Source organism: Rhodococcus sp. UYP9, from assembly GCF_040547235.1.
Classification (GTDB): Bacteria; Actinomycetota; Actinomycetes; order Mycobacteriales; family Mycobacteriaceae; genus Rhodococcoides.
In genome coordinates this window covers 291,889-316,016 of record NZ_JBEPPH010000005.1, presented here as the reverse complement: position 1 = coordinate 316,016, position 24,128 = coordinate 291,889, and the positions used below count along the sequence as shown (strand labels likewise).

At 62.6% G+C, this 24,128-nt stretch carries 24 protein-coding genes; 13 read left to right on the top strand and 11 right to left on the bottom strand.

What is annotated here, in order from left to right; translation table 11 throughout:
- Positions 1-127: 127 nt before the first annotated feature.
- The 8 genes from ABIB36_RS16755 to ABIB36_RS16720 are packed head-to-tail and all read right to left on the bottom strand — an operon-like array spanning position 128 to position 6,514.
- Entirely contained in the window at positions 128-964 is an 837-nt protein-coding gene (locus ABIB36_RS16755) for a methylamine utilization protein (protein ID WP_354560661.1), read from the bottom strand.
- A 30-nt stretch (positions 965-994) separates the two neighbouring features.
- A complete protein-coding gene (locus ABIB36_RS16750) occupies positions 995-1,303 on the bottom strand; it encodes a cupredoxin domain-containing protein (RefSeq protein ID WP_354560663.1) in 309 nt (102 codons plus the stop codon).
- The gene (locus ABIB36_RS16745; protein WP_354560665.1) at positions 1,300-1,638 is read right to left on the bottom strand and encodes a cupredoxin domain-containing protein; all 339 of its coding nucleotides are present in this window, start codon (positions 1,636-1,638) and stop codon (positions 1,300-1,302) included. Before ABIB36_RS16745 ends, ABIB36_RS16750 begins: the two co-directional genes overlap by 4 nt.
- 10 nt (positions 1,639-1,648) lie before the next feature.
- Positions 1,649-3,235, bottom strand: a complete 1,587-nt coding sequence (locus tag ABIB36_RS16740; protein WP_354560667.1) for a multicopper oxidase family protein — start codon at positions 3,233-3,235, stop codon at positions 1,649-1,651.
- Positions 3,232-4,545, bottom strand: a complete 1,314-nt coding sequence (locus ABIB36_RS16735; protein WP_354560670.1) for a TolB-like translocation protein — start codon at positions 4,543-4,545, stop codon at positions 3,232-3,234. Before ABIB36_RS16735 ends, ABIB36_RS16740 begins: the two co-directional genes overlap by 4 nt.
- A complete protein-coding gene (locus tag ABIB36_RS16730; RefSeq protein ID WP_354560672.1) occupies positions 4,542-5,243 on the bottom strand; it encodes a methylamine dehydrogenase light chain in 702 nt (233 codons plus the stop codon). Before ABIB36_RS16730 ends, ABIB36_RS16735 begins: the two co-directional genes overlap by 4 nt.
- Positions 5,244-5,293: 50 nt before the next feature.
- Entirely contained in the window at positions 5,294-5,908 is a 615-nt protein-coding gene (locus ABIB36_RS16725) for a thioredoxin domain-containing protein (protein ID WP_354560674.1), read from the bottom strand.
- A gap of 24 nt (positions 5,909-5,932) precedes the next feature.
- Positions 5,933-6,514: a MauE/DoxX family redox-associated membrane protein gene (locus ABIB36_RS16720; protein ID WP_354560676.1), complete on the bottom strand. Its 582-nt coding sequence runs from the start codon at positions 6,512-6,514 to the stop codon at positions 5,933-5,935.
- 327 nt (positions 6,515-6,841) lie between these two features.
- Between ABIB36_RS16720 and ABIB36_RS16715 the strand changes: the two genes are divergently transcribed.
- Both ABIB36_RS16715 and ABIB36_RS16710 read left to right on the top strand, forming a co-directional pair.
- Positions 6,842-8,341, top strand: coding sequence for an APC family permease (locus ABIB36_RS16715; protein WP_354560678.1), 1,500 nt, complete (start codon positions 6,842-6,844; stop codon positions 8,339-8,341).
- A gap of 2 nt (positions 8,342-8,343) precedes the next feature.
- Complete coding sequence (locus tag ABIB36_RS16710) at positions 8,344-9,114, top strand: IclR family transcriptional regulator (RefSeq protein ID WP_502944911.1); 771 nt, start codon at positions 8,344-8,346, stop codon at positions 9,112-9,114.
- Positions 9,115-9,126: 12 nt separating this feature from the next.
- On the opposite strand, the gene ABIB36_RS16705 is transcribed toward ABIB36_RS16710, so the two are convergent.
- Complete coding sequence (locus ABIB36_RS16705; protein ID WP_354560682.1) at positions 9,127-10,482, bottom strand: MmgE/PrpD family protein; 1,356 nt, start codon at positions 10,480-10,482, stop codon at positions 9,127-9,129.
- Positions 10,483-10,646: 164 nt separating this feature from the next.
- Here ABIB36_RS16705 and ABIB36_RS16700 point away from each other — a divergent pair, with 164 nt between their 5' ends.
- Positions 10,647-11,459 (top strand): cyclase family protein, encoded by an 813-nt coding sequence (locus ABIB36_RS16700; RefSeq protein ID WP_354560684.1) that lies wholly within the window; start codon positions 10,647-10,649, stop codon positions 11,457-11,459.
- Positions 11,456-12,880, top strand: a complete 1,425-nt coding sequence (locus ABIB36_RS16695; RefSeq protein ID WP_354560686.1) for an MmgE/PrpD family protein — start codon at positions 11,456-11,458, stop codon at positions 12,878-12,880. Before ABIB36_RS16700 ends, ABIB36_RS16695 begins: the two co-directional genes overlap by 4 nt.
- A gap of 3 nt (positions 12,881-12,883) precedes the next feature.
- On the opposite strand, the gene ABIB36_RS16690 is transcribed toward ABIB36_RS16695, so the two are convergent.
- Complete coding sequence (locus ABIB36_RS16690; RefSeq protein ID WP_354560688.1) at positions 12,884-13,723, bottom strand: HpcH/HpaI aldolase/citrate lyase family protein; 840 nt, start codon at positions 13,721-13,723, stop codon at positions 12,884-12,886.
- The gene (locus ABIB36_RS16685) at positions 13,720-14,520 is read right to left on the bottom strand and encodes an IclR family transcriptional regulator (protein ID WP_354560691.1); all 801 of its coding nucleotides are present in this window, start codon (positions 14,518-14,520) and stop codon (positions 13,720-13,722) included. The genes ABIB36_RS16690 and ABIB36_RS16685 overlap by 4 nt, the downstream gene beginning before the upstream one ends.
- A 241-nt stretch (positions 14,521-14,761) precedes the next feature.
- On the opposite strand from ABIB36_RS16685, the gene ABIB36_RS16680 reads away from it, so the two are divergent.
- The 9 genes from ABIB36_RS16680 to ABIB36_RS16640 are packed head-to-tail and all read left to right on the top strand — an operon-like array spanning position 14,762 to position 24,107.
- The gene (locus ABIB36_RS16680) at positions 14,762-15,982 is read left to right on the top strand and encodes an ABC transporter substrate-binding protein (RefSeq protein ID WP_354560693.1); all 1,221 of its coding nucleotides are present in this window, start codon (positions 14,762-14,764) and stop codon (positions 15,980-15,982) included.
- Positions 15,979-16,968, top strand: a complete 990-nt coding sequence (locus ABIB36_RS16675) for a branched-chain amino acid ABC transporter permease (protein ID WP_354560695.1) — start codon at positions 15,979-15,981, stop codon at positions 16,966-16,968. Before ABIB36_RS16680 ends, ABIB36_RS16675 begins: the two co-directional genes overlap by 4 nt.
- The gene (locus ABIB36_RS16670; protein ID WP_186629490.1) at positions 16,965-18,008 is read left to right on the top strand and encodes a branched-chain amino acid ABC transporter permease; all 1,044 of its coding nucleotides are present in this window, start codon (positions 16,965-16,967) and stop codon (positions 18,006-18,008) included. The genes ABIB36_RS16675 and ABIB36_RS16670 overlap by 4 nt, the downstream gene beginning before the upstream one ends.
- Positions 18,005-18,727 carry an ABC transporter ATP-binding protein gene (locus ABIB36_RS16665; RefSeq protein ID WP_354560700.1) on the top strand — a complete coding sequence of 241 codons (723 nt, stop codon included), beginning with the start codon at positions 18,005-18,007 and terminating at the stop codon, positions 18,725-18,727. Before ABIB36_RS16670 ends, ABIB36_RS16665 begins: the two co-directional genes overlap by 4 nt.
- A complete protein-coding gene (locus tag ABIB36_RS16660; protein ID WP_354560703.1) occupies positions 18,724-19,428 on the top strand; it encodes an ABC transporter ATP-binding protein in 705 nt (234 codons plus the stop codon). The genes ABIB36_RS16665 and ABIB36_RS16660 overlap by 4 nt, the downstream gene beginning before the upstream one ends.
- A 13-nt stretch (positions 19,429-19,441) precedes the next feature.
- On the top strand, positions 19,442-20,074 hold the full coding sequence (locus tag ABIB36_RS16655; protein WP_354560705.1) for a hydantoin racemase: 633 nt from the start codon (positions 19,442-19,444) through the stop codon (positions 20,072-20,074).
- Positions 20,071-21,426, top strand: coding sequence for an FAD-dependent oxidoreductase (locus ABIB36_RS16650; protein ID WP_354560707.1), 1,356 nt, complete (start codon positions 20,071-20,073; stop codon positions 21,424-21,426). Before ABIB36_RS16655 ends, ABIB36_RS16650 begins: the two co-directional genes overlap by 4 nt.
- Before the next feature lie 30 nt (positions 21,427-21,456).
- On the top strand, positions 21,457-22,920 hold the full coding sequence (locus ABIB36_RS16645; RefSeq protein WP_354560710.1) for a dihydroorotase: 1,464 nt from the start codon (positions 21,457-21,459) through the stop codon (positions 22,918-22,920).
- Complete coding sequence (locus ABIB36_RS16640; protein WP_354560712.1) at positions 22,917-24,107, top strand: CaiB/BaiF CoA transferase family protein; 1,191 nt, start codon at positions 22,917-22,919, stop codon at positions 24,105-24,107. The genes ABIB36_RS16645 and ABIB36_RS16640 overlap by 4 nt, the downstream gene beginning before the upstream one ends.
- Positions 24,108-24,128 lie beyond the last annotated feature (21 nt).

The window sequence follows — 24,128 nt, the reverse complement described above, 5'->3', positions numbered from 1 at the left end:
GCTTACCCCGTTCCAGCGAGTGGATTGACGTATCTTCCACATTCCAAACACTGTCCTCGACTGTTACATGTTCCCTCCGGTTTGGGGCCACAACCCTCGAAAGAGACAACAGCACGGACGCGGCCGCTCAGATCAGCGTGATGCTGCCGAACACGGCGAGTCCGACGAGGATGGCACCGGTGAGCGCCTGCACCCGACGGTCGACGACGCACATCAGTGACAGGAAGCCCGGCATCGAGCCACCACGTCGGGTGTGCACGATTGCCAACGCGCTCGGCATGCAGCGCCCGAGGGATACCGTCACGAACAGCGCTGCGCCGAGGGCTGGGGAGCCGACTGCTGCGACACCCAACGCCATGAGGTAATAGGCGCTGGACCGAATGTAGATGAGAAAGCCTGGACCGATAATGGCTCCGAACAGCAGCGATACCTTCCACGGCTCCATGTGCCGCCGCAGATGGCGCGGCAACTGCTGCCGCCGCATCGGTGTCGGCATCGTCATCAGTCCCAACTCGTGCAGACCGTAGAGCAGTGCGAGCACTGCCCACGCACCGAGAAGCAGCGCGATGGGGACCGCGGCGAGCGTCAGTCCGCCGAGCGCACCGATCGCAGCTCCGGTCACCGACCCGGTTACCAGTGAACCGAGACCATGCCAACCCAGGCGGCGCAGCGGTGTCGACGAACCCTTTCGGCCCGGTTGTTTCGGTGCGACTACGACCCCGGCGACCGACATTCCGCACGTGGACCAATTCGCCGCAAGGGCGGTCACGGCACCTGCGCCGATCACTGTACCGGTGAGTCCTCCGGTCGTGGTCGGGGTGAAAGACAGCGCAGCACCCGCGCCGATCGCGACTGCCGCCGCAGTCAGGACCGTGCGCGAAGCGAGTCCTACCGAGCTGTGCAAACTCGGTCGGATGTGGGGCATGTCCTGCTGCAGTGCAACGTGATCGATCGTGATTGTCATGAGACCTCCTCTGGGCTGGTGGCGTTCACGTCAGCCGACGTGAACGATTCCGGACATGTACGGGTGGATCGAGCAGTGATACTCGACCTCGCCGGGCGTATCGAATGTGAAGCGATAGGTGCTGTCGCCGCTGACACCACTGTCGAACACGTCGTCGGCGTGTACCTCGTGGAGGAGGCCACCGTCGTCGAACTGCCACTCGACGGTGCCTCCGACGGGAATGTGTACCTCCTGGGGATCGAAGCGGACGTTGCTGATGTGGACTGTCGCGTCTACATCGGGAGTCGTCGAGCATCCGATGGCGAGCAGCAGGATCGACAGCGCAACAAGGGTTCTCACTCCTCGACGACTACCGTGCCGAGCATCATCGGGTGTGGCGTGCAGTGGTAGGTGAACGTACCGGTGTTCTCGAAGGTGAAGGAGTAGCTTCCCTCGGTGAGCAGTTCGCTCTTGAACAGCTCGTCCGTGTCTTCGACGACGTCGTGGGGCAGGCCGTTGTCGTCGAAGATCCATTCGACGGTGTCCCCCTTCTTGATGGTCACCGATGCAGGGCTGTAGCTCATGTTCTCCACGCGCACAGTGGTGGTGGGAGATTCGTTCGCGGTGTCGCTACTGCAAGCCGTCATGCCGAGAATGGCGGCGAGCGCGAAGATCAAGACAAGTGCTTTCCTCATGGTGTCCCTTTCATCGGATGTACCTCAAGTTCGCCGTCATTCCGGCCTCGAAGTGGTATGCATTGTGGCAGTGGAACATCCACTCCCCAGGGTTGTCGGCGTCGAACTCGATCGCCAGCGAAGTGCCGGGTAGGACGTTGACGGTGTCTCGTCTGAGACCGCCGTAGTCCGGAACAGCGAACGTGTGGCCGTGCGTATGCATCGGGTGCCACATCGTCGAGGTGTTGTTCATCGTGATTCTGACCCGCTCGCCCTGCTTCATGACGAGCTTGCCTGCATCGGCCCCCGCCATCGCCCACACGTAACGGTCACCCGCTTGCAGTAGATCCACCTGGTAGTCCCGGTCCGGTGTCCTGCTGTCGAGCTTCGACTGCTCAGCGGGACGGAGTGAGCTTTCCGGTACCAGTTCGCGGCCCAGTTCCGGAATCGAGCCGCCCACATCAGGATTCGAGAGGGCTCGCGCGTCGAGGCTGCGCAAGATCGTCGACGCGTATCCCGCACGGCCTTCCACTGCGGCCACCATCGGCCAGGTCCCCGAGGAGACGGTGACCAGTACGTCGTAGCGCTGAGCCATGCCGATGAGAACTGCGTCGGTGTCGGTCGGAACCACGTCGTAACCGTCGACTGCAACGATCGTGAGCCGATGTCCGGCAACGGCGAATCGATACGGAGTTTCCGCTCCGGCATTGATGATTCGAAGCCGAAGGCGTGTTCCCGCCGCTGCCTCTACGACCGCTGGATCGTTCGGTGGCCGTCCGTTGATCAGGTGAAGCGGATAGGAGATGTGCTGCGTCATTCCGCCGAGGACAGCGGAATCGCCATGACCGGCGGACGTCATCGAGGTCGCCACCGTGGCCGCGTCCGCCCCGACCGGCTCAGGGATGGACGCCCCACCGTGCCCGCCGTGGCCGCCACCGTGCAGATTCGGATTCAATGCAGCCATGACGGCATCGGGAGTGGTTCCCATGCCATCGACCCAGTCGTCCAGAACGAGCACCGCATCCGCGTCGGCACCGGATCTGTCCTGCGGGTCTTCGACGATCAGTGCTCCGAAGAGCCCGCGATCCGCCTGCAGCCCGGAGTGCGAGTGATACCAGTACGTCCCCGGATCCGGCGCCACGAACGAGTAGTCGAATGTGCCACCGGTCATTATGGCGTCCTGCGTCACCGGCGCGACACCGTCCATGTCGTTTCGGATCCGGATCCCATGCCAGTGGATGCTGGTGTCGGCGGGCACCGAATTGGTGACCGACGCGAGCATCGTGTCACCGGCAGACAGCCGCAACTCCGGAGCGACAGCGCCGGTCCCGAACGACCAGGTCTCGACCAGTCGCCCGCCGAGATCGACGGTGGCGAGGCCCGCCGCGAGCGCGTATGTCGCGGTTCGCCCTGTCGATCGCCGAGCAGCCTCCGCCGCAGCAACTTCGGGGTCGGTGGGCGAGATGTAATCGAACATGTCGGTGGTACCCGATGATGCATCGGAAGAGCTGCATCCGGTGACACCGAGTGCGCCGATTCCTGCCAGGCCGACGCCTGCTGTCGCGAGTGACAGGAACCGACGTCGGCCGAGCATCAACCGGGGGACCGGCTGATTCATCCGATCACCTCGGGAGTGAGCAAGTCGGTGACCGGTTCCACGTTGCCATCCAGGTCGACCGAACTGACTCGGTCGCCGGTAGCCGCGTTGAATCCCACCAACTTCTGGGGTGCAATGCCGTCGGCCTCGGGGCCGTCACCGAGCACGTAGAACGTCGCCCCGTCGAGGCTGTACGCCATCGAAGAGAAGCTCTCGATCCCGATGTCGGCGAGCGTCAGCGTGCGGATCGGTGCCGAGTTCACTGCATCGAACACGACAACCTTGGCCACCGAACCACCGCGTGCGGAGTCTGGGTGGACGATGCTGTCGGTGTAGGAGATGGCCAAACGCGTGCCATCGGCGTTGATGACGTTCTCCGAGAAGCGGCCCGAAGGGTCGCCCGCATTTCCGATCGGAGCAACCGGTTGTGTGGGAAGTCCGTTGGAAACGTCGAAGACGAAGATGTCGCCGTTCTCACCGATGAGTAGCGCTTTCTTCGCTTCCTCCGCGAAGGTAGTTTTTCGGGCACTGACGAAGTCTTCGGGAAGTACCTTCTCGCGTCCCACTTCGGTTGGTACGCCGTCGTCGTCGATGTTGACGTGCAGGAGCTCTCGAGTGTCCTCGCAGACGCTGTAGAGGTCGTGGCCAACCAGCCAGGTGAACGGTCCACACCCGACGAGACGGAGGGCTCCGCTTTCCTCGCCGGCCTGCAGATCTACGACGCGGATGCCGTAAAGGCCGTCGTCCCAGCTGACGAAGTACTTGCCGTCGGAGGTGACGGCATTGGACCCCTCGCGGGAGTGGACTCGGGCGACATCGGGCAGTGCTACCTCCTTGGGCTCGAGTAGATTTCCCGAGTAGGTGCTGACGGTGAAGTCCGCCGCTCCTCGTGACCCCCGAGGGCGCCACACTTCGGCGGCGAGAATGGCTGGGTCGCTGCCGGTTTCGCCGACGAATCCGTGAATCACGTGGTCCCAGATTCCGGGGCCGACGGTGACACGTGTGGTGATCTTGCCCGTCGCGGGATCGATGGCGTTCACTGTCATTTGGAGCTTGCCGAATCCGCCTTCGACGCCGAGGATTTGATCCGGACCGATCGGGGTGATCTCACCGACGTGGACGGGTTCGGGAATTCGACCGGTGATCTCCTGATCTTCGGATCCGATCCCGATTCCGTCTCCGGGTGCGGTGAAATCGACCGAGGGATAGACGACCTCGGTCGAGGAAGCCGAGTCCTCGGTGTCGTTGCTCGACGAGCTACATGAAGTGATAGCGAGAAGTGCGGCCAAGGGGGCGGCGGCGAGAATCGCTGTGCGGCGTGTTCTTGTCACGAGCCCGCACCTACCTTCGGACGGGCTGCGGGACGGGCCTGGCAGTCGGCGCCGATGATCGGGGCCATCGTGCAGGTGTACGCCTGTGATTCGTCGGAGACACACCAGATGATCTCTTGGTCGTAGCTGCCGCTGACCGGGTTGTACATGGTGGACTGCATGTCGGGCTCACCGCAGAACGAGTTGGAGCAGCTCGGTGCGCCACAGCAGTCGTAGTAGGCGATGAGATAGGTCTTGCCGTCGGCAGGATTGGTGCAGCAGCCGACCCAGAACTCGGCTCCAGGTTTGGATCCCGGTGCGCACGTGGTCAAGCCACCGCCCGCGCAAGCAGCGCAGGCGGTTCCGTCCATGCTGCACCAGCGCCAGTACTCGCACTCGGCGGGGTTGGTGCCGTCGTATTCGGGAACGAGTGGTTCGGGCGCAGGAGCGGAGGGTGTTTCCTGAGCGTAGGCCCGTGAGACCGGGAGCGCGCTGACAACTGCGACGCCCGAAGCGCCGAGGGTCCAGCGGCCGATCTTGGAGATCATGGATCGACGTGAGACACGTTCGGAAAGCTTGCGACCAGATCGGCTCGCGAAACTTCCTCCGCGGCCGGCCATCCACTCGACCTGCTCGGAAACGGTGTCCTCGTCCACCGGGTATCGCTGTTCGGTGCTGCCTGCGGACTGCGGATCGTGGGGGTGTTCATGATGGTCCATGTGCTCTCCGATTTCTGTTGGGACTCGTGTGCGAGAAGGCACGTGTGGGACTAGGCAGCGCCCGCGTGATTCTTCGCGGCCTGGGTGTGCAGGTGTTGGAGCGAAGGTGTTCCGGATTCGAGTGCGTTGAGAAGGCTCTCGACCTGAGCCATGTGATTGCAGAGGCCTTTGGCCTTGATTTTTCCGTGCTCGTCGAGCATCACGCCGAACGGCGTGGTACCGACCTGGTAGGCGATTCCGACGTCACGACCGTCCACGTAGCTGAGTTCGGAGCCGATGCCGGCACCGGCGAGGAATTCCGCGTGCTCGGCCGCAGTGCCGTCGGAGATCATGACGATGTCCAGCTCGTCTTCGCCTTTCGCCATCGACTTCATGCCGGGGAGAAGGGATTTGCAGGTCGAGCATCCCGGAGCAGTGAACAGGAGAAGCTGCGGCCGTTCGCGATGACCACCGACGCTCACTGTCCGCCCGAGCTGGTCGGTCAGGCCATGGAACGTGGGTCCGACTTGTTCGATCTTGGGTCCGGTGTCCATCATCCGTGCGCCGAGCGGACCCAAACGCACTTGTACTCGACCGATTTCGCGAGCCAACCCGAGAATCATCAGCAGTAGGCCCGCCACCGCTGCGGTGAGAACGAGCACCATGGTCAGGAGAAATGCAGTCATGCGGGTGAACCTTTCGACAGGAGATCAGTAGCGGCTGACGGACTTCACGGCGCGAAGTTCGATCGCTGCGTTGGTGAGGTAGTCGTCGATCGGGCGGCGTCCGAACGACATGACCGAGCGCGCGTAGACCCCGACACAGACCAGGCCGACAACGAACAGTCCGACGCCGATGCCTGCAATCCGCTCGCCGAACTCGAGTGCAGGGGTGAAGGTCACGACCGCAGCCAGAAGAGCGAAGGAGCCCGCGCGGGCGGCATGCCACCAACCGATGTGCGCAACCTCGTCGCCGCCGGCCGAGAATGCGAAGCAACCACAGTCCAGGTCGCGCCGTCCACGCACCAGATTGATTGTCAGAGCGGCGAAGAACACGAAGAACATCGCCGCCGCCAGAGCGCCGGTCACGGTGGGGGCGAGCACCAGGACGAGCGCGAGACCCAGCACGATCTCGAGCCAGGGGAGCGTGTTACCGACCGCAGTCGCCATGCTCTCGGGAAGCAATCGATACCCGCGGACCGCACGGACCATCCGGTCACGGTCCCTGACCTTCGGTACGCCGGCCACCAACAGCACCGCACCGACAACGCTCGACATTGCAGCCCAGAGCATGTGCGGACCCCTCTCCTCGTGTGTCATCTGCCGTCCGTTCTCGACCGGCTGAGGGAAATCATGGGAGGGAGATGCGTCGCGAGTGCTTCTGCTGCGTTACGTGCTTGACGAAGTCATGTGATGCGTTGCCGAACGTGTCCGTGCAGGCGGAGAGCTCGTGGCCGCTCATTTCGTGTCATGCGTCACGGCGTGAGCAGCAAATCCGGTCCATTCAGGAGCCGCATTCTCACTTGAACCTCGTGTGGTTGTCACGGCCGAAACATGGCGGAAACGCCGGAGTCGTACATTTCGATTTCCTCGAAGTCTTCACTCGCACTCAGGACGGTCATGAACACCAGCGCACTGCGTGCCGCACTCGAGCAAGCAAGTCTCACTGCGCGGCCTACCAACCCTGTCTACTCGCCGCTCAGCGTTCTCGGGCGGAAACAGTTGACCCCGTTCGATCTGCTCGGACAGTCGATGTCGACGATGGCCCCGGCGACGTGCATGGTGTTCATCGCCTTGTGGATGTCGGAGTTCAGCACAGGCGCCGGCGGACTCCTTGCGATCCTCGGTGCAACTCTGGTGATGATGCTCGTCGCGGTCTGCATCCGCCAATTCACGATGCGGCTCGCCGCGTCCGGTTCGCTGTACAGCTTCGTGGCACGCGGACTGGGCAAACGGGCGACCTTGACCGCAGGTGCAGCTCTGCTCGTCGGCTACTTGGGTGTGTCGATTTCGGTGTTGTCGAACGCCGGCGCGAACCTGGTGGCAGTCGCGGACGTCACTGGACTGAACGTAGGCAGCGGTGCCGCGCCGATAGCGTGCGTCGTAGTTGCCGTTGTCGTTGCCTCGATTGCGATCCGAGGTGTTCGCTTCGCGAGCCGAACGATTCTGGTAATCGAGATCTGTACCTTGATTCTCATCAGTGCGTTGCTGCTGCGGGCGCCGGTGGAGATCGCAGTGGTCGACTCGGCGACGTTAATACCCATCGGATTCGGACTGTTTCTCGCTATGCAGACGGTGCTGAGTCTGGCCGGTTTCGAGAGTGCGGCATTTTTCGGCCCGGAAGCACGTACTCCGCTGCGCACGGTGTCTCGGACAATTCTGATCTCGCCGCTGTTGGCAGGGGTGTTGTACGTTTTCGCCGGCTGGGCGGGAATGTCGGGTCACGCCGGGACCCTGATCAATGCCTACTTCGGAGGAGTCGGCGCGGGCGCGAGTCCGGTACTGGTGGTGGCAGTCAACGTCGGTGTGTGCTCGTCGTGGATCGCTTCGACACTCGGTTTTGCGCAAGCCGGTTCGCGCTTACTCTTCTCGATGAGCCTCGAACGGGTGATCCCCGGGCTACTCGAGCGCGTGCACCCACGTTTTCGGACGCCGTATTCAGGTGTCGCATTCTTCGTCGGGGCCTCGTTGATCGGGTCCTTCTGGCACGACCCCGCTACCGCATCGGACAACTACGACGTCGTAGTCGAGATTGCGCTCGTGCTGGGCTACACGATGGTGTCGGTGGCAGCGCTGCGGTTCCTCGCTCGGATCGGTGAGCACACGGTGTGGACGCGGTTGTGCGGGGTGCTTGCGTCGGCAGCGGGGACCGGACTGCTGACGTTCGCCGTGATCGGCTCGGCCATGAACGGGTTGTGGATCTACACAGTCTGGTTGGTGGGGCTCTGTGTGTCGGGAAGCCTGTGGTACGCCGTTCTGCGACGATATCGTCCCGGCAGTATCGACGCGATCGGGGTCTTCGACTCTGTCGAAACTGCCGATCTTCTACCGGGGTCGGCGGACTTGGCGATGAGTTCCGCAGGCAAACCGGTTCTGACTCCGGCTCGTCACGGGCGGTAACGGTGGTGATCGAACGACACGACGTGCGCCGTGGTGGATCGGGGTCGGAGTTCGGGGGACAGCAGCCCAAAGCTGTGCAGAAAGCATTGGCGATGTTGGAGGCGGTGGCATACCTGGGCGCAGGCGCCACCGCGAAACAGATAGCGGCACATACGCATGTGCCGCCCGCAACTGTCTATCGGATGCTGAACTTCTTGGTCGCCGATGGATTCCTGGTTCGAGTTCCGGATCTTTCCGGCTTTGCGCTCGGACGGAGAACTTCCGAACTGGCCTATGCAGCTTCGGCTTCGGATCCCGGCCGAACCATCTCCGATGTTCTCGACGCTATGCGCGCCGAAACACGGCACGGCCTGTACGTGGCGTCGTTCAGAGGTGGAACGCTGCGTATCGTCGATACCGACCCGGACCACGAAGTGGTGTCGGCGTCGACGGTCATGCGCAATCCGCACGCGCACGCGATCGGAAAGCTGATGCTGGCATACCAACCCCGCTCGCTCGCTATCTCGGGTCTGCGTGCCGTCACAGCGCACACCGTCATCGACGTTGCAGCACTGCGCGGCGACCTGGCAATGGTTCTGGCGACAGAAGTGTCGTTCGAGAACGAGGAGTCCAGGATCGGGCGAGTCGCGCTGGCGGTCCCCGTTCGGAAAAGCGGCTCCGAAGTGGTCGCTGGGCTCTGCCTTCAGGGTGGCGTAGGCAGGGTGCGTCGAGACGACGACGGGTTGATCGAGTTTCTCCTCGCCGGTGCGCGGGAGCTGCAAGGGCTGGTGTGAGCGCAGAATCGACTAGGGGAGACGCTCGAACAGTCCTGCGACATCGGTGGTGTCGGCGATACTCGACACGACTCCTGCGAGTGCGGCCGTGTCCTCCTCGCCGATGAGCTGTGCGATCTTTGCTTCGATTGCGGGGTAGTCCATCGGAAAATGGTCGACATCGCCGACCGGATTCGGTGTCAGTGCGGATATTTCCTCGCCGCTGCGTAGGACGACCGTGACCTCGGCAGCTCGACGTCGGGGCAGCAGCTCGTCCAATTCTGTTGCTGCGGTTACGTGTACTCGATTGCTGAATTTCTCGGCGATCGTGAACACCGGCCCGGCGGGGTCGAGGGCTTCGGTGTCGATTCTGTCGGTGACGAATGCGGCGGCGACCGCGAACGGCAGTGAGAACATTGCGCCGAGCCGTGTTGTGGGATGACGTTGGAACAGTGGTGCTGCCAGTGAATGTGTCCGTACCCGAACCTGTTCGACGTCTTCGGCGTTCCATGGTGCATGGGCCCGCAGACTCTGCACGGTGTCGATGGCGGCATGGGTGTAGGAACAGCTCGAGTGTTGTTTCGCGTAACCCTCCATAGTGAGCCAGCGTGTGCCGAGGTCTTCGGTGAGGCGGGGGTAGTCGAGGGTGCCGACGATGTCTCCGAGGGAGTGTGCAAGCGCCCCCGAGTTGTCTACCAGCGCAGCCTCGGACAGCCGCGCGGCATCGAGTCCGGCACGAACTGCGCCTGCGATCCAGAGGTTTCGAGCGAAGTTTCCCTCCAATACGACGCCCCAGGGAGACACATGGATCAGCGCTGCCGATGCGTCGATCGCGGCGGCGACTCGATCGGCGTCGGCGCCCCAGATGGAAGCGGCTGCGGCAGCGGCTCCCGTCGCGCCCCAATGGCCGTGCGTGTGCCATCGCGAGTCGCGGGTGAGAGCGTGACCGAACCTTGCCGCGACCTCGTACCCTGCAACGACCGCCGCGAGGAATGTGTGGCCGTCGACGGGCGTCGAGGACATCCGGACCGCGGCTATGGCGGCGGGAACCACGTGGGCTGCCGGGTGCCCTGCGGCGTACTTGTTGCCCTCGTCCAGTTCGAGGCAGCACGCCGCTATCGCGTCGAGTTCGGCTGCGGTGGAGATCGTGGTTTCGATTCTGCTTCCCAGCGTGCGGGTTCTTCCTTCTTCCGGTCGCCAGGTGGCCGACAATATTCGCAGCTCGTTCGTACGCGCGCCGGCAATGGTGACGCCGAGTAGATCGAGCAGGATCGATCGAGCGCGCTCGCTGAGTTCGGGTGAGATGCCCCCGTCGCGCAGTTCGCACACGGCTCTTGCCAGTAATACTGTGGAATGTTCCGCTGAGAGGAACGCAGAGTCCGAAGTCATGAATCAACTGTATGAATTTCAATTCATGCGGTCAATGAACGGTGATCGAAAGGCCAGCAATGCTAGCCTGTGAAGCACCGCAGCCTCCCTCAGCGCATTGTTTCGTTGAGCGGAACGGCGCGACTCATGAACCGTTCATGTTGCGAGCGAAGGAGACAAACGCAATGTCCGATCAACTTCTCCAGGCAGTTCAGGCTGGGGTGCAGATCGTCGACCTGGGGCGGCAATTGCGCGTGGGCATGCCGCAATCGCCGAATCACCCACAGTTCTGGCATACGTTGCCTCGCCGTCACGGCGACATGACGCGATCGGACGGCGGTAGCGCTGCCAACGACATGATCACGACCGGAACGCACGTGGGCACGCATATCGATGCGCTTGCGCATGTCTCACACGACGGCAAATTGCACGGCGGCGCCGACGCAGGCCAGTCCTGCATCGGTGGAAAGTATGTCGAACACGGAGTTCACACCATTGCACCGATGGTGAGGCGCGGCGTCCTACTGGACATTCCATCGATGCTCGGAATCGGCCGCTGCGAAGGCGGTTACGAGATCACCGTTGCAGACTTGGAAGCGGCCGCGAGCGCTGAGGGGATAGCGGTGTCCGAAGGGGACGTCGTACTGATCCGCAGCGGGTGGGGGCAATTGTTCGACGAGGGCCAGCCCTACGTTGGGGGGCCTTCGGGAGTTCCCGGCGTCAGCGAAGCAGGCGCGCAGTGGCTCGCATCAAAGAAAGTGCATGCCGCAGGGGCCGACACGATCGCGTTCGAGCAACTCGCGCCGGGTGGCGGGCACGCACTTCTTCCAGCCCACCGAGTTCTCCTGGTGGAGAGCGGTATCTACATCATCGAAGCGCTCGACCTCGAAGAACTGTCCACGAAGAAGCAGTACGAGTTCACCTTCGTGCTGGTTCCGCTCAACATCTTCGGCGCTACGGGTTCCCCGGTTCGACCGTTGGCTGTGACCAACTCATGACCGATACCACTCTTGCTCAGCATCTGGCGCGCTTTGCCGCCGGGACCACGTTCGAGGACCTGCCCGACGCAGTCGTGGACAGCGTCGGAATGCGCGTACTCGACACGTTGGGTATCGCCATTGCGGCGACCGATCTCGATACCAGCCGCGCCGCAATCGCCTGGGCAACCGAGCAAGGCGGCGCAGCAAAGGCTTTCGCAGTAGGCGTCGAGGCGGCACTACCAGGGCCGATGGCTGCATTCGTCAACGGCGTGCTGGCGCATTCTCTCGATTTCGACGACACCCACCTGCCCTCCATCCTGCACCCGAGCGCCACCGTCGTACCTGCCGCCTTGGCCGCGGCCCAACAACACGGTGCCGACGGTCGAACGTTGGTTCGTGGCATAGCGATCGGCTTGGAAGTCTGTGTCCGGATCGGCATGGCAGGTTTCGACCCCGAGACCCAGAACTCGGTGTTCTTCGAACATGGTCAGCACGCGACGTCGATCTGCGGCGCCATGGGTGGAGCGGTAGCAGCTGCCGTCATCGGCGGCGCATCGGAAGCGAAGATCGTCGACACTCTCGGAATCGCTGCGTCGATGGCGTCGGGAATCATCGAGGCGAACCGCACCGGTGGCACCGTCAAGCGCATGCACTGCGGGTGGGCAGCACATTCGGCATTGGCTGCCGCGGGACTTGCGCGACACGGCATCACCGGCCCGCCGACCGTGCTCGAAGGCCGATTCGGCTTCTTCGAAGCGTGGTTGCACCAACCGGGCCGGGCGTCGGAGATCGTCGACGGCCTCGGAACGGAATGGGCTGTGCCCGACATCTTCTTCAAGCCTTACCCGGCGAACCACTTCACCCATGCTGCGGTCGACGCGGGTGCTGCGCTTCGCAATCGTGGCATTGCGCCGTCCGATGTGGAGAAGTTGGTTCTCGGCGTGCCGGCGGCGAACCTGCGAACCATCGGTGAGCCGATCGAGGTCAAACGCACACCGACAACCGGATACATGGCGCAGTTCAGCGGACCGTACGCACTTGCAGTGGGCATGTTCGGGGGCGGCGGACTCGGTGCAGCATTGGAAGACTATTCGGACGAACTGGCCAATGCCGAGGACCGCCGAGCACTGATGGCCAAGGTCGATGTGGTTCCGGATGCTCGCTGCGACGCCATCTTCCCGCACCAGTTCCCGGCAGTGCTGACCGCAACGTTGACCGATGGCACCACGGTGGTGGAGGAAGTGCTCACCACCCGAGGTGGCCCCGAGCGACCGCTGTCCTTTGAGGAGGTCTCGGCGAAGTTCCGTGCGAACGCGGGGTCGTTCATGTCCGAATCGGATGTGGCCCAGCTGGCCGAGCGGTGCCATGGACTGCCCGATCTGACGGACATCGGCACCCTGCTCGCCCCGCTGAGGAGAATCGGTACTGCCGCTCGGTAGTGACTACGCCCGAGCCAGGACTTCCCGCGCACCGCGCATCACGGCTTCGTCGACGAAGCGGCCTTGGTCGTCGACAGTCGGACCGCCGTCGGACAGTTCGTACAGTTCCACCAATCGGCGCGCCGAGGCGATTGTTTCGTCCGACGGCGTCAAGGCCGCGTTGATGATGGGAACCTGGCTCGGGTGCAGTGCTGTTCGGGCGCGGAAGCCCATGTCCACGAAGTGCTGGGTGGTGGTCACGAAGCCGTCGAGGTCACGGAAGTCTGTCGACGTCGGGGCAACGGGAGCGGCCAGAGAGGCTGCAGCGCAACCTATGACGACCTGCATGCGGATGGTGTCGATCACGGCTTCGGTTTCCGGGGTGCGCGCGATGCGCAGGTCGGCGAGCAGGTCCACCTCGCCGATTCCGAAGGTGCGAACCCGCGCGTATCCGGCCATCGCGGCAATGGAGCGTAAGGCGTCGGCAGTTTCGAGTAACCCGATCACGGCGAGGGTGTCCAGCTTGCGTGTCGACTCGAGTTCGGTGAGGAGCGCGTCCGCGCGGGCCAGTGTGGCGGTCGAGCATTTGGCGATCATGATGCCCGCGACTCCGGACCGAGCGGCCGCGTCGAGGTCCTCTGCCAGAAATTCGGGAGTGACCCGGACCCATATCTCGGTGTCCGTAGGCTCGCGCGTCTTCAACCATTCGCCGACGGCTTCTCGTGCACTTGCCTTCTGGGAGAGGGGTACCGCATCTTCGAGGTCGATGATGACGGCGTCCGTGTCACCGCGGACAGCTTTGTCGAAGAGTGCGGGCTTGATTGCGGGGACATAGAGGAACGAGCGAGAATCTGTGCGAGTCATCGAGTAGCACGAGCTTCCAGAATCTGGGTGATCGCACGAGCTGCGGTGACCACCTGGCGGGCATGGATGGCATGTTTCTCGTCCGCGGTCGAGGCGTAGCGGAAAGCAGGGCCGGAGGAACTGACCGAGCCCAGAACATGATTGGACGCGTCGAAGAACGGTGCAGCGATGGAGGCCGCGCCCGTGTTTCTTTCGTTGATCGATGTCGCGTATCCGATGTCGCGGATCTCGGCGAGACGCTCACGAAAGGACACAGCGTCGACGTCGGGGGTGGTTCCCTGAAGTTCCTCGAGTGCTTCGACGGCGAAGTGGTCCGGCAGGAACGCGAGGATTGCGCGGCTCGATGCCCCCGAGTGCAGCGGGAACTGGGGGCCGATCTCGACGACCATCTTCACCTCCTGTGGACTTTCGTACTGATCGAGATAGACGCGCCGGTGGCCGACGAGGACGGACAGGGTCGCCGTCTCACGGGTTTCCGCGCGCAGTGTCCGAAGCACCGGGGCGGCGATCGATCGGACGTCGAGTTGGCTCCATGCCTTCGTGCCGAGGCCTATTGCAGCCGGGCCGAGCGAGTACGTCGATTCGCCTGCCATCGGCTGCACGATCGAGCGTGAGGCCAGCGATTGCAGGATTCGATGCACGACGGCCTTGCTCAGGTGCAGGCGTCGGGCGATCTCGGATACTCCGAGCGCGCGATCGGACTGTGCGAATGCGAGGAGCACATCTGCCACACGATCTGCTGACTCTGTGCCGGTGGATGTTTCGGCCAGTGATGTGGAGCTGGGCGGCGTGACCATTCGGCCATCCTTCCGGATTCAGGGGGGAAATGTGGTTCACCAAGCGAGTCGACTCTAGCGTTCCGCTGAGCGAACCGTACGCGTAACAAGAATTTCATCAAAGATGCTGTTCTATGGGCGTGATGCGTGCCATACTCGGTTTCACGCGAATAGATCACCGATTCACTGGTGCGCTGAGCGGAACGCTTGACGCAGTGTGAAACGGTTCGACTCGACGCCTCGTGGGCGTGAAAGGCAGACAATGAAGAAGCTTGTAGGCGTGCTGAGCGCCGTCGCGGTAATGGGTGCAGCAGCGTGTGGATCCTCTTCGGGGTCCGACGACTCGGGCGCCATCAAGATCGGCTCCGTTCATCCCACCACCGGTGCGCTCGCGGGGGTCGGTGGATTGATGAACGACGGTGCTGCATTGGCGGTTGCCGATATCAACGCCGCCGGCGGAATCTCCTCGCTCGAAGGCCGTCAGTTGGAGCTCGTCTCCGGTGACAGTCAGGGCAAGGCCGAGGTCGGGCAGAGTGAGGCGCAGCGGTTGATCGACGACGGTGCCGTCGCACTCGTCGGCACCTATCAGAGTGACGTCACGCAGAATGTCGCCTCGGTAGCCGAACGGTCCCGTGTGCCTCTCGTCATCGACGTCGCCGTGGACGACAAGATCCTCGACCAGGGCTACCAGTACTCGTTCCGTATGCAGCCCAACGCGTCCAGCATGGGAACCGACGGCGCCAAGGCTTTGGCAGCTATCGAGCAGCAGACCGGACAGTCCATCGACAAGGTGTCCTACCTGCACATCGAAGGATCGTTCGGAGACAGCGTCTTCAACGCATTCGAAGCCGAGGCAGCCAATCAGGGCATCTCCTCGGTGCAGGAAATCACCTATCCCGCAACAAACTTCTCCGACGCAACCACTCAGGTTCGGGAAGCAGCCGTCAGTAATCCCGACGTCATCGTCGCGACCGGTTACTTCCCGGACGGTCTCCTCATCGCCAAGGCTGTGCAGCAGCTGAACCTGAAGGTCAAGGGCGTCTACGGAATTGCCAACGGCGCGTTCGACGACAGCTCTTTCCCCGCGGCGGCCGGAGCTGCCGGTGAGGGCGTGCTCAGCGCCAACTACCACTTCGACGCGACGAGCGAGCGCACCAACGAGATTCGAGGCCGCTTCCAGCAGCAGTTCGGACGCCCGATGGAGACCGCAGCGATGCTGTCCTACCAAGCCGTCGAGGTCATCGCGGCAGGTCTCGAGGATGGCAAGGACACCGATCCAGAGGCTTTGCGCGACGCCATTTCCGGTGTCTCGATCGAAGATCCACTGCTCGCGTTCGACGGACCCATCGAGTTCGACGAGACCGGTCAGAACAAGAACGCAACGGTTATCGTCATGCAGGTCCGCGATGGTGCAGTAGCACAGGTCTTCCCCGAGGAATTCGCCACGGACGCAATCGAGTTCCCGGTCGGGGCCGGACAGTGACCGACGCAGCGACTGCGACGGCACCGGTCAAGCGGCGCACGCTCACGGGGATGAACCCCGCAGTGGGCGTGGCAGCCGTCGTCGTGGTGATCATGGCGGTCATCTATCTCGTAGGCGGCAAGGATCAAGGGCTGGTGACCCAGTCACTGGTTTCAGGACTGCTTCTCGGCGGTGTGTACGCACTGATCTCGGTCGGTCTGACACTGATCTTCGGAGTACTGGGCATCGTGAACTTCGCCCAGGGTGCGATGCTGACGATGGCGATGTACATCGTGTACGCACTGTCCACCGCCGGGCTGCCGGTGTATCTCGCCACCGTCATCGCGGTGCCGCTGATGTTCGTGTTCGGCATGATCGTGCAGGCAACGCTACTGACCAAGCTGACGATCAGCGGCAGCCACGACGGCCCACTACTGGTCACGCTCGGTCTGTCTCTGCTGATCATCAACGTCTTGCTGATGATCTTCGGGGGAAGGCCCAAATCGGTTCAAGCCCCGATCGAGGGTTCGGTCTCGATTCTCGGAGCCGTGGCATCGTGGCCGCGGGTTCTGGCCTTCATCGGAGCGGCTCTCGTCGCCGTCGCATTGACTGCCGTGCTCAACCGCACCCCGCTCGGACTGTCCATTCGCGCAGTGGCGTCGAACTCCGAGGGAGCCAAACTCGTCGGAGTCGACATCGGCCGCGTCTACGCCCTGACCTTCGGCATCGGTGCGGCATGCGTCGCCGTCGCCGGGGGATTGATGACCCCGTTCACCAGTCTCACCCCGTCGGTGGGAGAGCAGTTCACCATCCTCGCGTTCGTCATCGTGGTGCTCGGCGGTCTCGGAAGCGTCGTCGGTGCCGTGATCGGCGGTTTGGTGATTGGCCTGGTGCAGACGGTCGGAGCCCTCTTCCTTCCCGGTACCGGATCACTCATTCTGGTGTTCGCGGTGTTCATCCTCGTCCTGTTTCTCAAGCCCGAAGGATTGTACGGAGCCCGCCGATGACCGCCACTGTGACAGCACCGACGTCGGTGCCAGAAGATTCTCGATTGAAAGACACCTGGCTGAAACGGCAGCTCATCACGCTCGTCATCGGGTTCGTCGTCGTAGCGGCGCTGCCACTGATTCTCGGTGAACAAGCTCAGACCGTTGCCGTTCGTACGCTGATCTTCGCCCTCATGGCAGTGGCGTGGAACATCATGAGCGGCTTCGGCGGGATGTTCAGCTTCGGCCACGCCGCGTTCTTCGGTATCGGTGCGTACACCGGGGCCTACCTGCTGGTGGATCACGGAATTTCGCCCTGGATCTCGATGGCAGTCGCTGCGGTGATCTCGGCATCGGTCGGAACGCTGCTCGCCTATCTGTGTCTGCGCTACCGGCTCGCCGGTTCCTATTTCGCATTGGCTACCTTCGCCTTTGCGCAGATGTTCCTGCTGCTGGTGCAGAACCTGGAGGTCTTCCACAAGACCGAAGGATTCAATGTGCCGCTCTTGCCGCGTGATTCGTGGTGGATGCTGCAGTTCGAGAAAGGCAGTCCCAACTACATCTGGATCCCGTTGGTGATTCTTGCGCTTGCCGTGCTCGGCACCATCTTCTACGTGCGTTCCCGAGCCGGCCAGTTCGTCCAAGCGGTGCGCGACGACGAAACCGCAGCCGCGTCACTGGGCATCGATACGATGAAATACCGCCTCATCGCGGTCGCTGCCAGCTGTGCACTGATCGCGGTCGCCGGCGTGTACTACACGCAGTACTACTTCTTCGTCGGTCCGGAACAGGCCTTCGGATCCGCAGTATCGGTAGAAGCCATCGTTCCTGCCGTCATCGGTGGGATCGGCACCATCTGGGGCCCGGTCCTCGGCGCCGCAGTGATCGGGCCACTGTCCGAGATCATCAACGAACTGCTGCGCAACCCACCGGGATTCCTTGGATTCCTCGATGGCGCAATCGGTCTCGACGTAGCGGTGTACTCGGTAATCTTGATCCTGATCGTCATATTCCTCCCCAAGGGAATCTTCGGCACTATCCGTGAGAGGTGGTTTCGATGAGCCTGCTGAGCATCGAAGGTCTGAGTAAATCCTTCTCCGGAATTCATGCCGTGCGAAACGTCACCCTCGACGTTTCCGAGCACGAATTTCTGGGCATCATCGGCCCCAACGGTGCGGGTAAGACCACACTGTTCTCGCTTCTGTCCGGTGAGCAACCGCCCACCGAGGGGCGAATCATTTTCGACGGCAAGGACATCACCGGTTGGTCAGCCAACAAGATCGCACGTAGCGGACTCGTTCGGACTTTCCAGCTCATGCGACCGTTCGAATCGATGTCGGTGCTCGAGAACGTCACCGTCGCAGCGCTGAGCAAGCGTCGCTCGCGTAAGGACGCGCGCCGACATGCACTCGAGGTACTCGATCGAGTGCAGCTCTCGGACCAGGTCGGCGGCAAAGTGTCGACCATGTCCACGGCCGGTCTCAAACGGCTCGAGCTGGCACGCGCGCTGGCCATGGAGCCACGTGTCGTTCTGCTCGACGAGGTACTCGCCGGACTGGTACCAGCCGAGCGGGCGCCGATGATCGAGCTGCTGCGCACTCTGCACGACGAGGGCCAGACCGTGTTGTTCGTCGAACACATCATGGCGGCCGTCATGGCGCTGTCCGAGCGACTCGTCGTCATGCACGAAGGTGCGGTGCTGACCTCGGGGAATCCACGCACGGTCATCGAGGACAGCCGCGTCGTCGAGGCATATCTCGGTGAGGAGAAGACGGCATGATGCTCGAGATCGACAACTTGCACGCCGGATATCGGCGTCTGGAAATTCTGCATGGACTGGATATGTCCATCGCAAAGAACGAGATCGTTTCGCTCATCGGCGCGAACGGTGCAGGCAAGACGACGACCTTGCGGGCATTGTCCGGGCTGGTCTCGCCGACCGGTGGCCGAATCATGTTGGATGGGGTCCCCATTCACGGGATGCGAGCGGACCGGATCGTCAAGGCTGGCTTGGTCCACGTCGCACAGGACCGTGCGCTGTTCGGTGCGCTGCCGGTGTTCGAGAATCTGGAAATGGGTGCCTACACACAGAAGCGCACGACGGTCAAGGATTCCCTGGACCAGGTATACGACCTGTTCCCTATCCTCGCCGAGCGTCGTGATCAGCTCGCCGCCACCATGTCCGGTGGCCAGCAACAGATGCTTGCCATCGGTCGCGCATTGATGGCCAGGCCGCGGCTTCTCACACTCGACGAACCATCGGTGGGGTTGGCCCCCAAGCTGGCCGCTCAGGTTCTCGATGCAATCGTTCGTATTCGCGACACCGGTGTGACAGTGCTCATCGTCGAACAGAACGCTGCTCAAGCGCTCGACATCTCCGATCGCGCCTACGTGATCGAGAGCGGCTCGATCGTGCTGTCAGGCACGGGATCCGAGCTTGCTCACGACGATCGCGTCAAGGCCGCCTACCTCGGAATTTAGGAGTTACGCCCACATGCGCCTCTTGGCTTTCACCCCCATCGATGTCGACGACGCAGAACTGCGTCGTCGACAGGAACGCTACGATCAGCTCGCACCGGAGACGGTGTCCGTCGAGCTACGCAACATCGGCGCAGTCGCACCTTCGGCTCTCGACACCGAGAAAGAGATCCGAGCGTCGGAAAAGGTTCTTGCAGAGGCATTTCGGACAGTCGATCCGACTGGATTCGACGGATTTCTACCAGACTGCGTTCTCGATCCATGTGCGGAAGAAGCGGATTCGTTCGCGCGTCCGTTGTACGGATTGTCGCGATTGACGGCCTCGTTCTTCCTTTCGCAGGGTCTGCATGTCGGCGCACTGGCTCGAAACGAGGCCATCGCAGCAGAATTGGACTCTCGGCTGGCGTCCTACGACATCATTGCCGACCCGACGAAAGTCCTCGGCCTCGATGTCGCCGATATCGCCGACTCGCAGGCCTGGGGTCGCGCGGTGACCGAGCGTGCGGCATCGATGACCTGCGACGTCGCAATCAACGCCTGCTCGGCGGTGGAACTGACGGATCCCCCCGTGCGACCACTGGTCGTCGACCCGACCGCGATTGCGCTCCAGCTTTTGGGGTTGCAGTCGAGATGGGTAACGTCGGCATGAGCGAGAACGGACCCGACCTCGTCGTCGCCGGAGCGGGCGGCGGTCTCGTCGCTGCGCTTCGGGCCGCCCAGCGTGGGCTCGATGTCTTGGTCGTCGAGGCGAGCGAGCACTTCAAGCGCGGCAACAACACCGCGATGTCGACGGCCATGATTCCAGGGGCCGGATCGCGCTGGCAGCGTGAGTCCGGGATCGACGATTCACCAGGACAATTCGTCGACGACATTCTCCGTAAAACCAAGGGTACGGCCGACGAAGCCCTTGCTCACACTTTGGCGAATGTCAGCGCGCCACTGGTGGAATGGTTGGCCGACTACCTGAAGATGCCGCTGGAACTCGTTACCGACTTTTCCTATCCAGGTCACTCGCAATTGCGTTGCCACACCGTCGAAGGCCGCCACGGTACCGCGATCGTCGATCATCTCGTCCGCGCAGTCGCCGACGAACCGAAGATCGATCTGTTGGTGCCGGCTCGGCTCACCGACGTCACGGTCGATGTCGATGGCAGAGTGGACGGTGTGGTGATCACATTGCCCGACGGCAGCACCGAATCGATACCGACGAGGTCTGTTCTGTTGGCCACCAACGGTTATGGTGCCGATCCTGAACTCGTCGCCGACTACGTTCCGGAGATTGCTGCGGCTCGGTATCACGGAAGCGAATATTCGGTAGGCGATGCGCTGAGGATCGGCGCGCGACTGGGTGCCGAGTCGAGGTTCCTCGATTCCTACCAAGGGCATGCGGCGCTGTCGAAGAAAGCAGGAACGCTCGTCGGTTGGGCAACGGTGATGCACGGTGGTGTCGTGCTCGATCTGGATGGCCGACGGTTCGGTGACGAGACCACCGGCTACTCCGAGTACGCAGCCGCCCTCGCTGCCCGACCACACTCCGAGGGCTGGATCGTCATCGACCGCTCGATCTACGAAAAGTGCCTGTCCTTCACAGACTTTCGACAGACTGTAGAGTCGGGTGCGGTTCTCTGGGCGGACGGTACCGCGGAGCTTGCCGAGGCGACGGGCCTCCCCTCGGACGCAGTCGTGGACGAACTTTCCAGTCTCGACAGCTTTGCCCGGGGCATAGTCGCAGATCCTTACGGTCGCACCTCTTTCGAGCACAGGCTAGCGGCGCCGTATGCAGCGATCAAGATCGTCCCAGCGTTGTTCCACACCCAAGGTGGACTCGTCGTCGACGAGAACGCTCGGGTGCTGCGTCCGTCGGGCACGGCTATCGACGGGCTGTTCGCCTCGGGCGGTGCGGCGATGGGAATCTCCGGTCACGGTGCCGCGGGCTACCTTGCGGGTAACGGATTGCTACCTGCTCTCGGCCTGGCGTACCTCGCCGCCGGTTACATCTGATTTTCTCCCCATTTCGAAAGGATCCACCAGATGTCTACGTTGATCACCAATGCACGTGTCGTCCGTCCAGGCTCGGACGCCCCCGAAGACGGTGAGCTCCTCGACCTGCTCATCGAAGACGGCAAGTTCACCCGAATCGAAGCGGGGATTCCTGCCGACGCGGCGGACACCGTGATCGATGCTGCAGGCAAGATCGCCTTCCCCGGAGTGGTCGACGCACACCAACACTGGGGTATCTACAACCCGCTCGGTGAAGACGCCGAAACCGAGTCCCGCGCCTGTGTCCAGGGCGGCGTTACGACGTCGTTGTCCTACATGCGCACCGGGCAGTACTACATGAACACCGGTGGGTCCTATGCGGATGTGTTCCCGAAGGTCCTCGAAGCAACCGAGGGACGCCCGTACGTCGACTACGCGTACCACCTGGCACCGATGTCGAAAGAGCACATCGCGGAGATCCCGTCGCTCATCGCAGACCACGGTGTGACCTCGTTCAAGATTTTCATGTTCTACGGCAGCCATGGCTTGCACGGGCGCAGCGTCGATCAGAGCGAGTTCCTGATGACTCCGGAAGGTGAGCGTTACGATCTGGCGCATTTCGAATTCGTCATGCGTGGAATCCAGGCGGCTCGTGAACAGTTGGGCGACAAGGCCGAGCACATCTCGCTGTCGCTGCACTGTGAGACCGCCGAGATCATGAGTGCCTACACCAAGATCGTCGAAGAAGAAGGAACTCTCGAGGGCCTCGCCGCTTACAGTGCGTCCCGCCCGCCGCATTCCGAGGGACTTGCGGTCACCATCGCGGCGTTCCTTGCAGACGAGACGCAGTTGCCGAACATCAACTTGCTGCACCTGTCCTCGCGTAAGGCAATGACGGCCGCGATGCGGATGGCGAAAGCGTTCCCGCACGTCAACTTCCGTCGTGAGGTCACCATCGGGCACCTGCTGGCCGATATCGAGACCGCCTACGGACTCGGCGGTAAGGTCAACCCGCCACTTCGCCCCCGAGACGACGTCGAAGCACTGTGGGAGCACTTGCTCGCCGGTGACATCGACTGGGTCGTCAGCGATCATGCGTGCTGCAAGGACGAGAAGAAGTTCGCCGAGGATCGTGGTGACATCTTCGCCGCGAAATCCGGATTCGGTGGTGCCGAGTACCTGCTCCCCGGTTTGGTCTCCGAAGGCCGCAAGCGTGGACTCAGCTGGCGTCGTATCGCCGAGCTGACTTCGCTCAACCCCGCGTTGCGTTACGGACTTCCGGGTAAGGGTGACATCGCGGTCGGTATGGACGCCGACGTCGCGCTCGTCGATCCCGACCACACGTGGACCGTGCAGCCCGAGGAATCCGAGTCGGCGCAGGAGTACACCCCGTTCCAGGGATTCGAGCTGGGAGCGAAGGTGACCGACACCTTCGTCCGGGGACAGCGTGTGCTGGCCGACGGTTCGGTAACCGGAAGCCCGGCCGGCCGCTACCTGCATCGCCCGTACAAGTGACCGGCCCACTCGAGGGCATCAAAGTCCTCGACATCTCCACGATTCTCGCCGGCCCCTTGGTAGCTCAGATCCTCGGTGACTTCGGTGCCGAGGTCATCAAGATCGAACATCCGACCCGGCCCGACGGCATGCGCGGGCACGGGTTGGACAAGGACGGTCACCCGCTGTGGTGGACGATGGTGAGCCGCAACAAGCGCACCATGACGTTGAATCTGGGTGAGGAGAAAGGTGCAGAGATCTTTCGCCGTCTTGCCGCCGAGGCCGACGTCGTGGTCGAGAACTTTAGGCCGGGCACGTTGGAGCGCTGGGGTCTCGGCTACGACGTGTTGTCGGCAGACAACCCGGGTTTGATCCTGTTGCGCGTGACAGGCTTCGGCCAGACCGGTCCCTATGCGAAGCGGCCCGCGTTCGGGACACTCGTCGAATCGATGAGCGGTTTCGCGCACCTTACCGGTCCTGCCGACGGGCCGCCGACGTTGCCTGCCTTCGGACTCGCCGATTCACTGGCCGGAATTGCAGGCTCGTCCGCGGTGTCCATGGCACTACTGCATCGAACGAACAATGGCGGTAAAGGCCAGGTCATCGACTTGGACTTACTGAGTCCGATCATGACTGCGGTGGGGCCGGGAATCATCTACGCCGATCAGCTCGGGATCGATCTCGAGCGGACGGGCAATCGATCGAGCAACAATGCACCGCGAAATCTCTACAAGACCTCCGATGGTTTCTGGCTGGCCATTTCCACGAGCGCGAACTCGATCGCCGAGCGGGTGTTGCGGTTGGTCGGTCACGCGGAGGTCATCGACGAACCGTGGTTCGCGACGGGGCGTGAGCGTGCCGCGCACGCCGATCTACTCGACGGATACGTGGGCGGTTGGATCGGAGATCGAACCCGTGACGAAGTCGTTGCCGAGTTCGAAAAGGCCGGTGCTGCTGTGGCTCCGGTGTACAAGCCGAGTGACCTACTCGATGACCCGCAGGTGAACGCGATCGAGATGGTGACCACCGTCGAGGACGAGGATTTGGGTCCTGTCCGCATGCAGAACGTCATGTGGCGCATGGGTGACAGTCCCGGCAGCATTCGGCACACCGGGCGTGCACACGGTGCCGACACCGACGAGGTCCTCGCGGAGTTGGGTTGCAGTGCGGATTCGATCGAGGAACTGCACAGGTCGGGCGTCGTCTAGCTGTGTATAAACGCTTGAAGG